Annotated in this window: 13 protein-coding genes; 4 read left to right on the plus strand and 9 right to left on the minus strand. The window is 71.4% G+C overall.

All coding sequences use genetic code 11. The features are described 5' to 3' along the window. Positions 1 to 9: 9 nt before the first annotated feature. Positions 10 to 795, minus strand: a complete 786-nt coding sequence (locus ACZ6TD_RS11115) for an ABC transporter permease (RefSeq protein WP_174890224.1) — start codon at positions 793 to 795, stop codon at positions 10 to 12. Next, the gene (locus ACZ6TD_RS11120) at positions 795 to 1574 is read right to left on the minus strand and encodes an ABC transporter permease (protein WP_471353051.1); all 780 of its coding nucleotides are present in this window, start codon (positions 1572 to 1574) and stop codon (positions 795 to 797) included. Before ACZ6TD_RS11120 ends, ACZ6TD_RS11115 begins: the two co-directional genes overlap by 1 nt. Before the next feature lie 219 nt (positions 1575 to 1793). Here ACZ6TD_RS11120 and ACZ6TD_RS11125 point away from each other — a divergent pair, with 219 nt between their 5' ends. After that, positions 1794 to 2762 (plus strand): LacI family DNA-binding transcriptional regulator, encoded by a 969-nt coding sequence (locus tag ACZ6TD_RS11125; RefSeq protein ID WP_471353052.1) that lies wholly within the window; start codon positions 1794 to 1796, stop codon positions 2760 to 2762. On the opposite strand, the gene ACZ6TD_RS11130 is transcribed toward ACZ6TD_RS11125, so the two are convergent. From ACZ6TD_RS11130 to argC, 5 genes are read right to left on the minus strand one after another with little or no spacing between them, the layout of a single operon-like run. After that, positions 2759 to 3310, minus strand: a complete 552-nt coding sequence (locus tag ACZ6TD_RS11130) for an arginine repressor (protein WP_044568653.1) — start codon at positions 3308 to 3310, stop codon at positions 2759 to 2761. The two genes, ACZ6TD_RS11125 and ACZ6TD_RS11130, sit on opposite strands and share 4 nt — an antisense overlap. An 8-nt stretch (positions 3311 to 3318) precedes the next feature. Next, positions 3319 to 4521 (minus strand): acetylornithine transaminase, encoded by a 1203-nt coding sequence (locus ACZ6TD_RS11135; protein WP_471353054.1) that lies wholly within the window; start codon positions 4519 to 4521, stop codon positions 3319 to 3321. Next, entirely contained in the window at positions 4518 to 5459 is a 942-nt protein-coding gene (gene argB / locus ACZ6TD_RS11140; protein WP_471353056.1) for an acetylglutamate kinase, read from the minus strand. The genes ACZ6TD_RS11135 and argB overlap by 4 nt, the downstream gene beginning before the upstream one ends. Further along, positions 5456 to 6610: a bifunctional glutamate N-acetyltransferase/amino-acid acetyltransferase ArgJ gene (gene argJ, locus ACZ6TD_RS11145; protein ID WP_471353058.1), complete on the minus strand. Its 1155-nt coding sequence runs from the start codon at positions 6608 to 6610 to the stop codon at positions 5456 to 5458. Before argJ ends, argB begins: the two co-directional genes overlap by 4 nt. Next, complete coding sequence (gene argC / locus ACZ6TD_RS11150) at positions 6607 to 7635, minus strand: N-acetyl-gamma-glutamyl-phosphate reductase (protein WP_471353059.1); 1029 nt, start codon at positions 7633 to 7635, stop codon at positions 6607 to 6609. The genes argJ and argC overlap by 4 nt, the downstream gene beginning before the upstream one ends. A 213-nt stretch (positions 7636 to 7848) precedes the next feature. Here argC and ACZ6TD_RS11155 point away from each other — a divergent pair, with 213 nt between their 5' ends. Beyond that, positions 7849 to 8373, plus strand: a complete 525-nt coding sequence (locus tag ACZ6TD_RS11155; RefSeq protein ID WP_471353061.1) for a P-loop nucleotide/nucleoside kinase family protein — start codon at positions 7849 to 7851, stop codon at positions 8371 to 8373. Between the two features lie 9 nt (positions 8374 to 8382). On the opposite strand, the gene ACZ6TD_RS11160 is transcribed toward ACZ6TD_RS11155, so the two are convergent. Next, the gene (locus ACZ6TD_RS11160) at positions 8383 to 9276 is read right to left on the minus strand and encodes an NADP-dependent oxidoreductase (RefSeq protein ID WP_471353063.1); all 894 of its coding nucleotides are present in this window, start codon (positions 9274 to 9276) and stop codon (positions 8383 to 8385) included. A gap of 70 nt (positions 9277 to 9346) precedes the next feature. On the opposite strand from ACZ6TD_RS11160, the gene ACZ6TD_RS11165 reads away from it, so the two are divergent. Beyond that, positions 9347 to 9934: a TetR/AcrR family transcriptional regulator gene (locus tag ACZ6TD_RS11165; RefSeq protein ID WP_471353065.1), complete on the plus strand. Its 588-nt coding sequence runs from the start codon at positions 9347 to 9349 to the stop codon at positions 9932 to 9934. Between the two features lie 218 nt (positions 9935 to 10152). Continuing rightward, the gene (locus ACZ6TD_RS11170) at positions 10153 to 11349 is read left to right on the plus strand and encodes a PP2C family protein-serine/threonine phosphatase (protein ID WP_471357636.1); all 1197 of its coding nucleotides are present in this window, start codon (positions 10153 to 10155) and stop codon (positions 11347 to 11349) included. A gap of 95 nt (positions 11350 to 11444) precedes the next feature. Here ACZ6TD_RS11170 and ACZ6TD_RS11175 read toward each other — a convergent pair whose 3' ends face one another. Continuing rightward, on the minus strand, positions 11445 to 13664 hold the full coding sequence (locus tag ACZ6TD_RS11175; protein WP_471353067.1) for an NADP-dependent isocitrate dehydrogenase: 2220 nt from the start codon (positions 13662 to 13664) through the stop codon (positions 11445 to 11447). Positions 13665 to 13719 lie beyond the last annotated feature (55 nt).

The raw sequence follows: 13719 nt of genomic DNA on the forward strand, positions 1-13719 counted from the left end.
GGCGCATCCCTACTTGCTGAAGACCTTGTTGAATCCGACGAGCCGCTCCGTGACCAGGGCGACCAGCACGGTCGCCACCAGCAGCAGCGTGCTCACGGCCGCGACGACCGGGTCGAAGGAGAATTCCACGTAATGGAGCATCTCGACCGGGAGGGTGGAGACACCGGGACCGTTGAGGAGCAGTGACAGCGGCACATTGTTGAAGGAGGTGAGGAAGGACAGCACGGCCGCGGAGACGATACCGGGCGTCATCACCGGCAGGGTGATGTGCAGGAACGTCCGCAGCGGCCCCGCGCCGAGACCGCGTCCCGCCTCCTCCAGGGCGGGGTCGGCCATGGCGAGCGAGGCTCCGGTCACCCGCACCGCGTACGGCAGGAGCAGCACGGTGTGGCCGATCAGCAGCGCCCCGAGGGCGGTGATCCGCAGGGTGACCATCAGCTGCTGGAACAGGGCGAACCCCAGGACCAACTCCGGCACGATCGCCGGGGACAGGAACAGCGCCTCGATCGCCCGACGACCGCGGAACCGGCGGCGCTGGATCGCCAGCGCGGCCGGAACGCCCACGAGCAGCGCCAGGGCCGTCGCTCCGGCCGCCACCAGCGCGCTGGTGATGAGCGCGTCCTGGAAGGGCTGGTGGGCGAGCGCCTTGGTGAACCACTTCCCCGACAGGCCCGGGGGCGGGAACTCGACGGTGTCACCGGAGGAGAACGCGATCGCGACGACGAGCAGGATCGGTCCGAGCAGAAACAGCAGCGCCAGCGCGGACAGCGCGGTGAGCACGGGACGCCCTCGCATCAGACCGCCCCCACCCGGGACAGCCGGCCGGATATCCAGCTCGCGGCGAGCACCAGCACGGTCATGATCAGGGCGACCGCGCTCGCCGCGCTCCAGTCGAGCTTCACATTGGCGTAGTCGTACAGCAGCGTGGCCAGCGTGCGGTTGCGGGTGCCGCCGAGCAGCAGCGGGGTGGTGAACGCGGTGACCGCGCCGGCGAAGACCAGGGTCGCGCCGACCAGCACGCCGGGCAGCGCGAGGGGCAGCACCACGCTCCGGAACGCCCGGCCCGGTTTGGCCCCGAGCCCCCTGGCCGCGTCCTCCAACTTGGCGTCGATATGGGAGAGCGAACTGTAGGAGGTCAGGATCATGATCGGGGTGAAGAGCTGGGTGAGCCCGGCGACCAGGGCGAATTCGGTGTAGAGCAGTTGGGTGCCACCGTCCACGAGCTTCAGGTCGATCAGCACGGAGCTGATCAGTCCGTTGCGGCCGAGGATGACCAGCCAGGAGAAGGTGCGGACGACGGTGGAGAGCAACAGCGGAAAGACGGCGAGCGCGAGCAGCAGACCCTGACGGCGCCTGGGTGCCCGGGAGATCAGGTAGGCCACCGGGAAGCCGAGCAGCAGACAGATGACCGTGGTGAGGGCGGCGACCCGGATGGTCCGGGCCGCCACCTCCAGGACGTAGGCGTCACCGAGCATCCCGCCGAGCTTGCCGAGGACATCGGGGTGTTCGGCGGCGGGCGGGGCGAAGAGCGTGGTGCCGAAGGGGTAGAGGAAGCCGAAGGCGAGAAGCGCCACGCCCGGCAGGAGCAAGAGGCCAGACGCCGCTCTGCGTGACACGAACCCGTCCTCCGTGAATCTGGCGAAGAGTGATGTGCAACCGGTTGCAACAACCGGTTGCAGGCAAGCTACGCTAGGCGCGGGGAGGCCGTCAACGGCCATCGGTTAAAACCGTGTAACCGGCAACGAAAGCAGGGGCGGATGGTTCGGCTGGCAGATGTCGCACGGGCGGCGGGCGTGTCCACTTCCACGGCGTCGCGCGCCCTCAGCAGGCCCGGCATGGTCGCGGAGGAGACCCGGGAGCGGGTGGCCCGCGCGGCCGCCGAGATGGGATTCCGGCTCAACGCCACCGCACGGGCGCTGACGACCGGCCACACCGGGCTGGTGGGGGTCATCGTCCCCACCCTCGCCAACCCCTTCTTCCCGCCCATCGTCACCGGCGTTCAGCAGCCCCTCACCGAGGCGGGCGGAAACGTCCTGCTCGGTGTCTCGGACCATTCGGCGGACCGGGAGCGGGAGCTGGTGACCCAGCTGGGGTCGCGGGTCGACGGGCTGGTCCTGGTCGCACCGGTCAGCCCGGACGCCACGCTGCGCTCGTTCGCCGAGCGGCTGCCCGTGGTGACGGTGGACCGTACCACCCCGGGACTGCCCGGCGTGGTGGTGGACACCCCCGGAGGCGTACGGAAACTGATGGCGCATCTGCTCGGCCTCGGCCACCGGCGGATCGCCTACCTCGGCGGCCCGCCCGGCTCATGGATGGACCGGCAGCGCCGGAAGGCCGCCCTGGCGGCGGTGGCGGACGGCGGCGGGGAGCTGACCGTCCTGGACCCCGTACCGCCGCAGTTCGACGCCGGGCTGGCCGCGGCGGAGCATCTGGTACGGCATGAGGCCCATGTCACCGCCGTCATGGTCTACAGCAGCTATGTGCTGCTGGGGCTGTTCGTGGGGCTGGGCAACGCCGGACTGCGCGTTCCCGAGGACATGAGCCTGGCCGCCTCGGACGATCTGACCGTCATCGGCATGACCCGGCCGGGCAGCACCGCGCTGCACGTCCCCCTCCAGGAGGCGGGCGACGCGGCGGGCCGACTGGTGCGGGAGGCCCCGGAGGTGGGCTCGCGGCCGCCACGCGTCCGCATCACCACACGGCTGGTGGTACGCGACTCCACCGCCCCGCCGCCGAAGACCGCACGCGCAGAAGGACCCTAGCGCTCCTTCTGGGCCAGCCGCAGCAGGTGGTCGGCGAGCGCCTGGCCGCCCAGCGGGTCGCGGCTGATCAGCAGGAGCGTGTCGTCGCCCGCGATGGTGCCGAGGATGTCGTGCAGCTCCGCCGAGTCGATGGCCGAGGCGAGGAACTGCGCGGCGCCCGGCGGAGTGCGCAGCACCACGAGGTTGGCCGACGCCTCCGCCGAGATCAGCAGCTCACCCGCCAGCCGGGCCATCCGCGCCTCGCTCGCCGACTCGCCGAGCGGGGCGCGCGGCGTACGGTCGCCGCCCTCGCTCGGCACCGCGTAGATCAGCTCACCGCCGGTGTTGCGGATCTTCACCGCGCCCAGCTCGTCCAGGTCCCGGGAGAGGGTCGCCTGGGTGACGGAGAGCCCGTCGTCCGCGAGCAGCTTGGCGAGCTGGCTCTGGGACCGCACGGCCTGCCGGTTCAGGATGTCCACGATCCGGCGGTGGCGTGCGGTGCGGGTCTGCGGCACGGCCGGTCCGCCGTGGCCCGCGTCCTGCGCGTCGGTGTGCTGCGCCTCGGTCATCGGTGTCGTCAGTCTCCGGCTCGTCGTTCCCCGTCTCCCTCATGTGCGGCGTCCAGGACGGCCGGCAGCTCCCGGAGGAAGGTGTCCACCTCGCCATCGGAGATGACGAGCGGCGGGGCGAGCCGGACCACATCCGGCGCGACCGCGTTCACCAGGAGTCCCGCGTCCTGAGCCGCCTTCTGCACCTGCGGCGCGAGGGACTCTGTGAGCACGATACCGAGCAGCAGCCCGGCGCCGCGGACCCGGGCGACCGATGCGTGGTCGAGCGACTCGATTCCGTTACGCAGCCGCTCCCCCGCCCGCTTGACCCGGTCCAGGAGGCCGTCAGTGGCGATGGTGTCGAGGACGGCAAGACCGGCCGCGCAGGAGACGGGGTTGCCGCCGAAGGTGGATCCGTGCTGCCCCGGGGTCAGCAGATCGGCCGCGGGCCCGAAGGCGACGGTGGCGCCGATGGGCAGCCCGGCGCCGAGCCCCTTGGCGAGCGTGACGACATCGGCCTCCACGCCCTGCGCCTGGTGCTCGAACCAGTGGCCGGTCCGCCCGATCCCGGTCTGGATCTCGTCGAGCACCAGCAGGGTGCCGGTGGCCCGGGTGATCTCCCGCGCCGCGGCCAGATAGCCGGCCGGCGGCACGATGACGCCGTTCTCGCCCTGGATGGGCTCCAGGATGACGAGGGCGGTGTCGGTGGTGACGGCCGCGCGCAGCGCCTCCACGTCCCCGTACGGTACGTGCGTGACGTCGCCGGGCAGCGGGAGGAAGGGCTCCTGCTTGGCGGGCTGGCCGGTCAGCGCGAGCGCGCCCATGGTGCGGCCGTGGAAGCCGCCGGCGGTGGCCACCATATGGGTGCGCCCGGTGCGCCGCCCGATCTTGAAGGCGGCCTCGACCGCCTCCGCACCGGAGTTGGAGAAGTAGACGCGCCCGGAGCGGCCGAAGAGCTGGAGCAGCCGCTCGGCGAGCGCCACCGGGGGCTCGGCCACGAAGAGGTTGGAGACATGGCCGAGGGTGGCGATCTGGTCGGACACCGCCCGGACGACGGCGGGGTGGGCATGGCCGAGCGAGTTGACGGCGATACCGCCGACGAAGTCGAGGTACTCCTTGCCGTCCGCGTCCCAGACCTTGGTGCCCTCACCGTGGGTGAGCGGGAGGCGGGGGGTGCCGTAGTTGTCCATGAGCGCCCCCTGCCAGCGCCGCTTCAGCTCCGCGTTGCTCACTGGTCCTCCCCCTTGTCGCCCTGGCTGTCGTGGTCGATCGCGGTCCCGTCCGGCAGGACCATCGTGCCGATGCCCTCGTCGGTGAAGATCTCCAGCAGGATGGAGTGCGGTACCCGCCCGTCGAGCACACGGGCGGTGGTGACCCCGTGGCGCACGGCGTACAGACAGCCCTCCATCTTCGGCACCATGCCGCTGGCCAGCTCCGGCAGCAGCTTCTCCAACTGGCTCGCGGTGAGCTTGCTGATCACCTCGTCGCTGTTGGGCCAGTCGGCGTAGAGGCCCTCCACGTCGGTGAGCACCATCAGCGTCTCGGCGCCCAGCGCGACGGCGAGGGCGGCAGCGGCCGTGTCGGCGTTGACGTTGTAGACATGGCCGTCGTCGGCGCTGCGGGCGATGGAGGAGACGACCGGGATCCGGCCGTCGTCCAGCAGGGCCCGGACCGCGCCGGTGTCGATCTCGGTGATCTGGCCGACCCGGCCGATGTCCACCCGCTCGCCGTCGATCTCGGCGAAGTGCTTGGTGGCGGACATCAGGTGCGCGTCCTCGCCGGTCATGCCGACGGCCAGCGGGCCGTGCCGGTTGAGCAGCCCGACCAGTTCGCGCTGGACCTGTCCGGCCAGCACCATCCGTACGACGTCCATGGCGTCGTCGGTGGTGACCCGCAGCCCGGCCTTGAACTCGCTCACCAGACCGTGCCGGTCCAGCTGTGCGCTGATCTGGGGGCCGCCGCCGTGCACGACGACGGGGCGCAGGCCCGCGTGGCGCAGGAAGACGACGTCCTGGGCGAAGGCGGCCTTCAGCTCGTCGTCCACCATGGCGTTGCCGCCGAACTTGACCACCACGGTCTTGCCGTGGTGCCGGGTCAGCCAGGGCAGCGCCTCGATGAGGATGCGGGCCTTGGGCAGGGCGGTGTGTTTACGGGTGGTCGGCTGGCTCATGAGGAGTAGGCGCTGTTCTCGTGGACGTAGTCGGCGGTGAGGTCGTTGGCCCAGATGACCGCCGAGGCGCTGCCCGCGGCCAGGTCGGCGGTGATCCGGACCTCGCGGAAGCGCATGTCGACCAGTTCCCGGTCCTCGCCCACCGAGCCGTTCTTGCACACCCAGACGTCGTTGATCGCGACGTTGAGCTGGTCCGGTTCGAAGGCGGCCGAGGTGGTGCCGATCGCGGAGAGCACCCGGCCCCAGTTGGGGTCCTCGCCGTGGACGGCGCACTTGAGGAGGTTGTTGCGGGCGATGGAGCGGCCCACCTCCACCGCGTCGTCCTCGGTGGCCGCGCCCACGACCTCGATCCGGATGTCCTTGGAGGCGCCCTCGGCGTCCCCGATGAGCTGGCGGGCGAGATCGGCGCAGACCTCGCGGACCGCCTCGGCGAACTCCGCGGCGTCGGGGGTGACACCGGAGGCGCCGGAGGCCATCAGCAGCACCATGTCGTTGGTGGACATGCAGCCGTCGGAGTCGATCCGGTCGAAGGTGGTGCGGGTGGCGGCGCGCAGCGCGGTGTCCAGCCCGGGGGTGTCCACGTCGGCGTCGGTGGTGAGGACGACGAGCATGGTGGCCAGGCCCGGGGCCAGCATCCCGGCACCCTTGGCCATACCGCCCACGGTCCAGCCGGCGGGGCTCTGCGCGACGGCGGTCTTGTGGACGGTGTCGGTGGTCTTGATGGCGATCGCGGCCTTCTCGCCGCCGTGCGGGGAGAGCGCCTCGGCGGCCTTGCCGACCCCGGACAGCACCGCGTCCATGGGCAGCCGGACGCCGATGAGCCCGGTGGAGGCCACGGCGACCTCGCCCGCGCTGTGGCCGAGGACCTCCGCGACCTTCTCGGCGGTGGCGTGGGTGTCCTGGAAGCCCAGCGGGCCGGTGCAGGCGTTGGCGCCACCGGAGTTGAGGACGACGGCCGAGACCTGGCCGCCCTTGACGACCTGCTCGGACCACAGGACGGGGGCGGCCTTGACACGGTTGGAGGTGAAGACGGCCGCGGCGGCGTGGCGCGGGCCGGTGTTCACCACGAGTGCTAGGTCGGGGTTTCCGTTCTCCTTGATCCCTGCCGCGACGCCGGAGGCCGTGAAGCCCTGGGCTGCCGTAACGCTCATGGAGCGACTCCGATCGTGGAAAGTCCCAGCTCCTCGGGGAGGCCGAGGGCGATGTTCATGCTCTGCACCGCGCCGCCGGCGGTGCCCTTGGTGAGGTTGTCGATGGCGCTGATCACGAGGGCGCGGCCGGCCGCCTCGTCATGGGCGACCTGGAGCAGCGCGGCGTTGGATCCGTACACGGCGGCGGTGGAGGGCCACTGGCCCTCGGGGAGGAGGGTGACGAACGGCTCGTCCCGCAGCGCCTTGTCGTACGCGGCGCGCAGGCTCTCCCCGGTGACTCCGGGCCTGGCCTTGGCGCTGCAGGTGGCGAGGATGCCGCGGGGCATCGGGGCGAGGGTCGGGGTGAAGGAGACCGACACCCGCTCCCCCGCCGCGGCGGACAGGTTCTGGATCATCTCGGGGGTGTGCCGGTGGCCGCCGCCGACGCCGTACGGGCTCATGGAGCCCATGACCTCGCTGCCCAGCAGATGCGGCTTGGGCGCCTTGCCCGCGCCCGAGGTCCCGGAGGCGGCGACGATCACGGCCTCGGGCTCCAGCAGCCCGGCCGCGTATGCCGGGAAGAGCGCGAGGGAGACGGCGGTGGGGTAGCAGCCCGGCACCGCGATGCGCTTGGTGCCCTCCAGCGCGGCGCGGGTCCCGGGCAGCTCGGGGAGGCCGTAGGGCCAGGCGCCGGCGTGCGGCGAACCGTAGAACCGCTCCCAGTCCGCCGCGTCCTTCAGCCGGAAGTCGGCACCGCAGTCGACGATCAGGACCTGGTCGCCGAGCTGTTCGGCCACGGCGGCGGACTGCCCGTGCGGCAGCGCCAGGAAGACCACGTCATGCCCGGCCAGGGCCTCGGCGGTGGTGGGCTCCAGCACGCGCCCGGCCAGCGGGAGCAGATGGGGCTGCAGCCCGGCGAGGGGCTGTCCGGCGTTGGAGTTGCCGGTCAGGGTGCCGATCTCGACCTCGGGGTGGGCGAGCAGCAGCCGCAGCAGTTCCCCGCCCGCGTATCCGCTCGCGCCCGCCACCGCAGCACGTATGGCCATCGCCGTCGTCCTCCCTAGATGATGGCATGACTATACGTTTCACGACAGCTTTATGCAAAGGTGCCCGACCCACCGCCCGGGAACGCGACCGAGACTTTTGGGTGACGGATGAGCGCGCGGGCGGGCTCGGCGCTCTCCTGAGAGGCGCCGAAGCCGTACCGGATTTCCGCTGCGCCCGTTCCCCCGGCCCGCGCGGCGCTAGGGTCGGGTCCCATGATCGTATGGCTCAACGGCACGCACGGCGCGGGCAAGACGACGACCAGTGCACTCGTGCAGCCACTGATCCCGAATTCACGGGTGTTCGACGCCGAGAAGGTCGGCGAGACACTCATGGACATCACGCCGGGGCTGCCCTGGACGGGCAACTTCCAGCACTGGCCGCCGTGGCGGCCGCTGGTGGTCGAGACCGCCCGCCATGTACTCGACTACACCGGCGGCACTCTGGTGATCCCCATGACGGTCCTGGTCGAGCAGTACTGGCGCGAGATCAGCACGGGCCTCGCGCACCATGCCATTCCGGTACGGCACTTCGTCCTCCACGCCGACCAGGACACCCTCCGCGCGCGCATCGCGGGCGACACCGTTCTTGGCCCCGACTCCCCGTTCCGTCTCCAGCACCTTGAGCCCTACGCCGAGGCGGCCCGCGCGTGGCTGCACGACGAGGCCGAGGTCGTCGACACCACGCACCTCACACCCGCCCAGGCCGCCCTGCGGATCGCGGAGGCCGTCAAGAGTTGAGGTCCGGGCTCAGACGACGATGACCCGGCGCCCGCGCGTGTGACCGGCATGGCTGTCGATGTGCGCCGCCGCGGCCTCGGCGAGCGGGTACGACTTCTCGACCGGGATGTGGAGCTTGCCCCGCGAGATGAGGTCGACGGCCTCGGCGAGCGCTTCCGGCACGCTCCCGGCCACGCCGGAGAATCGGACACCGAGCTCCGGCGCACCGAGATCGGCGATGGAGATCACCTTCCGCGGATCGCCGGTCAGCTCGACGAGCTCGCGGATCACCCCCGAGCCGGCCAGATCGAGGGCCGCGTCGACCTGGCCGAGCTGCCGCACCCGCTCGGCCCAGCCCTCGCCGTACGTCGTGGCGACGGCACCCAGGCTCCGCAGATAGTCCTGGTTCGCGGCCCCGGCCGTGCCGATCACCGTGATCCCGCGGTCGCGGGCGATCTGCAGCACCGCCGACCCGACTCCCCCGGACGCGCCGCTGACCAGCAGCGTCTGCCCGGACCGCACCCCGACCTCGCGGATGACGCGTAGCGCGGTCTCCACCACGGAGGGGTACCCGGCCGCCTCCTCGAACGTCAGCCCCTCGGGCATACGGGCCCAGGCCGACAGCACGGCGAACTCGGCATAGGTGCTCGAACCCTCGCCGAACACGTGGTCGCCGGCCTCGACCCCTTCGACGCCCTCGCCGACCTCGTCCACCACCCCGGAGGCGTCCTGCCCGACCCCGGAGGGCAGGGCGATCGGATGGGCCCCCAGGACCTGGCCTTCACGGAGCCGCCAGTCGACGGGGTTCACGCCCGCCGCCCGCACGGCGATGCGTATCTGGCCGGGGCCCGCGTGGGGCTCCTCGGCGTCTATGAGTTGCAGAACGTCCGGACCGCCGAACTCGGCGAAGCTCACTTTCTTCATGTGCCGGACCATAACACTAACGGTTAGTTTTTAAAAACGGTTACGGCTTTGCATCTGATAGCGTGAGGGCATGACCGTGCCGCCCGGACGCCGTGAGCGCAAGAAGGCCGCGACCCGCCAGAAGATCGCTGATGCCGCCCTGCGGCTCTTCCTGGAACGCGGATACGAAGCGGTGGGCATCCGTGAGGTGGCCGCCGAGGCCGACGTGGCCGTCACCACGCTCTTCTCCCACTTCGCCTCCAAAGAGGCCCTGGTGTTCGAGCAGGACGAAGACTTCGAGCACCGCCTCACGCAGGCGGTCACCGGCCGGGCGCCGGACGAACCGCTCCTCCCCGCGCTGCGCCGCGAGATCCACGCCCTGGTGCGGCATTGCACGGGGGACAGCGCCGCCCCGATCTGGCACATGATCGACGGATCACCTGCCCTGCGGGAGTACGAGGAGTCGATGCGGCTGCGCCACGCGGAGTCGCTGGCAGCGGCCATCGCCGCCGATCCCGGCCTGCCACAGACCACGACCGCCTGCCGGACGATCGCGAGGTTCGTGGTCGACGCCTATTCGGTGGCCCGTGAGGCGGCCGATCCGGAGGCCGCGGTGGACGAGATCTTCCGGATGATCGAGGCGGCCTGGGAGGTCGCCTCACCTTCTCGCCGTACGTGAGGAGCGGTTCCTCCAGGCAGGACAGGGGCCGGTCGGGGATGCGGAGCTTCAGCCCGGCGCGGTGCCGGATGGGCCGGGGCCGCCGGGGCGCGCGACACTGAAGGGGGTGCCGGGTCGCGATCCGCGGCCTCGGACGAGAGGGAGCGGTCGTGACGGACCGGAGTCGGGAGTCGGGCAGCAGGCGGTTGCTCGGCGAACTGCTGACCGCCAGCCATCTGATGCCGCTGGAGATGCTGCCGGTCGCCGTGGCCGAGCACGCGGCACCCGCCGGTATCGGCCAGGTGCTGATCTACCTGGTCGATGTGCGGCGGCGCGTGCTGCGACGGCTGACCGCCTCGGGCGCCGTGGGGCCGGAGGGCGGGGAACCGGAGGAGCTGAAGGTCGAGGGCACCGTGCCGGGCCGGGCCTACCAGTACGGTGAGGTGCTGCCCGCCGCCCCCGCCGAGCCGGGCCGCCACCAGTGGTGGGTGCCGCTGCTGAACGGCACCGAGCGCATCGGTCTGCTGCGGATCACCACGGCCACCGACGACGCACGGGCCCGCGAGGACATGAAGCTGCTCTCCGCCCTGGTGGCGCTGATCGTGGTCAGCAAGCGCGACTTCAGCGACGCCTTCGCCCGGCTGGTGGGCAGCGAGGCGATGACCATCGCGGCCGAAATGCAGTGGCGGCTGATGCCACAGACCACCTACGCGGACGGACGGGTGGCCATCTCCGCCGTCATGGAGCCGGCGTTCGACATCAGCGGGGACGCGTACGACTACGCCACCGACGGGCCGATGGTGCGCCTGGCGGTCTTCGACGCGATGGGGCACGACACCTCGGCCGGGCTGACCGCCAACCTCGCCCTGGGAGCGTGCCGCAACGCCCGCCGCCGGCGCGCCGACCTGGTGCGGACCGGCGAGCGGATCGACGAAGCGCTCATCGAGCAGTTCCAGGGAGGCCGCTACGCCACCGGCATCCTGGCCGAGCTGGACACCCGGAGCGGGGAGCTGTGCTGGGTGAGCTGCGGCCATCACCCGCCGCTGGTCATCCGCGGCGGCCGCTGGACCACCCAGCTGCGGTGCCCGCCGGGCCTCCCCCTGGGCATGGGGCTGGAGCTGGGGCTGGAGGCCACGCTGTGCCGCGAGCAGCTCCAGCCCGGTGACCGCGTCGTGTTCTACACCGACGGCATCACCGAGGCCCGGCGCCCCGGCGGCCGCGAGTTCGGCCTGACCCGGTTCGTCGACTTCCTGATCCGGCAGCACGCCGACGGGCTGCCCGTTCCGGAGACCCTGCGCCGCCTGGTCGGCGCCGTCATGGCCCACCACGACGGCCGCCTCCAGGACGACGCGACCGTCCTGATCTGCGAATGGCTGGGCCCCGTGCCCGGCCCCACCGCTCAGGCCGCGGCCCTGATGGGCGTCCCCTCCACCTAGCCGCCCGTGCGAGGCGGGAGAAGGGGACCGCCCCGGCCGGGCGAGTGCCGGCCGGGGCGGTGTGGTGCGGTGGGGCGTCAGGCGCGCCAGGCGTGTCAGCCGAGGGTGGCCAGGGCCTGGTTGAGGGTCGCGGACGGGCGCATGACGGCCGCGGCCTTGGCCGTGTCGGGCTGGTAGTAGCCGCCGATGTCGGCCGGGGAGCCCTGGACCGCGATCAGCTCGTCGACGATCGTCTGCTCCTGGGAGGAGAGCGTGTCGGCGAGCTGGGCGAACGCCTTGGCCAGGTCGGCGTCGTCGGTCTGCTTGGCCAGCTCCTGGGCCCAGTACAGGGCCAGGTAGAAGTGGCTGCCGCGGTTGTCGATACCGCCGACGCGACGGCTGGGCGACTTGTTCTCGGCCAGGAAGGTGCCGGTCGCCCGGTCGAGGGTGTCGGCGAGGACCTGGGCCCGCGCGTTGCCCGTCTTCTGCGCGAGGTGCTCGAAGCTGACCGCGAGGGCCAGGAACTCGCCCAGGCTGTCCCAGCGCAGGTAGTTCTCCTTGACCAGCTGCTGGACGTGCTTGGGCGCCGAGCCGCCCGCGCCGGTCTCGAACAGACCGCCGCCGTTGATCAGCGGGACGACCGAGAGCATCTTGGCGCTGGTGCCCAGCTCCAGGATCGGGAACAGGTCGGTCAGGTAGTCACGCAGGACGTTGCCGGTGACCGAGATCGTGTTCTCGCCGCGGCGGATCCGCTCGAGGGAGAGCTTGGTCGCCTCGACCGGGGCCAGGATCCTGATGTCCAGGCCCTCGGTGTCGTGCTCGGGCAGGTACGCCTTGACCTTCTCGATGAGATTGGCGTCGTGGGCGCGGCCCTCGTCCAGCCAGAAGACGGCCGGGTCGCCGGTGGCGCGGGCGCGGGTGACAGCCAGCTTGACCCAGTCCCGGATCGGCACGTCCTTGGTCTGGCACATCCGGAAGATGTCACCGGCGCCGACGACCTGCTCGATGACCGCGTTGCCCGCCCCGTCCAGGACGCGGACGGTGCCCGTGGTGGGGATCTCGAAGGTCTTGTCGTGGCTGCCGTACTCCTCGGCCTTCTGCGCCATCAGGCCGACGTTGGGCACCGAGCCCATCGTGGCCGGGTCGAAGGCGCCGTGGGCGCGGCAGTCGTCGATGACGGCCTGGTAGATCCCGGCGTAGCTGCTGTCCGGGATCACCGCGAGGGTGTCGTGCTCCTCGCCGTCCGGGCCCCACATGTGGCCGGAGGTGCGGATCATGGCCGGCATGGAGGCGTCGACGATGACGTCGGACGGCACATGCAGGTTGGTGATGCCGCGGTCGGAGTCGACCATGGCCAGCTCCGGGCCCTCGGCCAGCTCGGCGTCGAAGGACGCCTTGATCGCCGCGCCCTCGGGCAGGGCCTCCAGCCCCTTGAGGATGCCGCCCAGACCGTCGTTCGGGGTCAGACCGGCGGCGGCGAGGGTCTCACCGTGCTCGGCGAAGGTCTTGGGGAAGAAGGCGCGCACGGCGTGGCCGAAGACGATCGGGTCGGAGACCTTCATCATCGTGGCCTTCAGGTGCAGCGAGAACAGCACGCCCTCCGCCTTGGCGCGGGCCACCTGCGCCGAGAGGAACTCGCGCAGCGCCGCGACGCGCATCACGGAGGCGTCCACGACCTCGCCCGCCAGCACCGGCACCGACTCGCGCAGCACGGTGGTGGAGCCGTCGTCGCCCGCCAGCTCGATGCGCAGCGAACCGTCCTCCGGGATCACCACGGACTTCTCGGTGGAGCGGAAGTCGTCGGTGTCCATGTGGGACACATTGGTCTTGGAGTCCGCCGTCCAGGCGCCCATGCGGTGCGGGTTGGCCTTGGCGTAGTTCTTCACCGAGGCGGGGGCGCGGCGGTCGGAGTTGCCCTCGCGCAGCACCGGGTTCACCGCGGAGCCCTTGACCTTGTCGTAACGGGCGCGGATCTCCCGCTCCTCGTCGGTCTTCGGGTCGTCCGGGTAGTCCGGCAGCGCGTAGCCCTGCTGCTGCAGCTCGGCGATCGCGGCCTTCAGCTGCGGGATCGAGGCCGAGATGTTCGGCAGCTTGATGATGTTGGCCTCGGGGGTCTTCGCAAGGTCACCCAGCTCGGCGAGGGCGTCGGGGATGCGCTGGCCCTCTTCGAGGTACTCGGGGAACTGGGCGATGATCCGTCCCGCCAGGGAGATGTCCCGGCTCTCCACGGTGACCCCGGCCGTGGAGGCATACGCCTCGATCACCGGCAGGAACGAGTACGTCGCGAGGGCAGGGGCCTCGTCCGTGTGCGTATAGATGATGGTCGAGTCAGTCACCGGGTGCTCCGCTCCACGTCTGCAACATTGCTCGACATCAAGATATCCGGTGCCG

The organism is Streptomyces yongxingensis (genome assembly GCF_055597465.1).

Coding starts and splice junctions, on each gene's coding strand:
- ACZ6TD_RS11165 (WP_471353065.1), top strand. CDS start 9,347: ATGACCGTGCCGCCCGGACGCCGTGAGCGCAAGAAGGCCGCGACCCGC.
- ACZ6TD_RS11115 (WP_174890224.1), bottom strand. CDS start 795: ATGCGAGGGCGTCCCGTGCTCACCGCGCTGTCCGCGCTGGCGCTGCTG.
- argJ (WP_471353058.1), bottom strand. CDS start 6,610: ATGAGCGTTACGGCAGCCCAGGGCTTCACGGCCTCCGGCGTCGCGGCA.
- ACZ6TD_RS11155 (WP_471353061.1), top strand. CDS start 7,849: ATGATCGTATGGCTCAACGGCACGCACGGCGCGGGCAAGACGACGACC.
- ACZ6TD_RS11130 (WP_044568653.1), bottom strand. CDS start 3,310: ATGACCGAGGCGCAGCACACCGACGCGCAGGACGCGGGCCACGGCGGA.
- ACZ6TD_RS11160 (WP_471353063.1), bottom strand. CDS start 9,276: ATGAAGAAAGTGAGCTTCGCCGAGTTCGGCGGTCCGGACGTTCTGCAA.
- ACZ6TD_RS11170 (WP_471357636.1), top strand. CDS start 10,153: ATGCCGCTGGAGATGCTGCCGGTCGCCGTGGCCGAGCACGCGGCACCC.
- argC (WP_471353059.1), bottom strand. CDS start 7,635: ATGGCCATACGTGCTGCGGTGGCGGGCGCGAGCGGATACGCGGGCGGG.
- argB (WP_471353056.1), bottom strand. CDS start 5,459: ATGAGCCAGCCGACCACCCGTAAACACACCGCCCTGCCCAAGGCCCGC.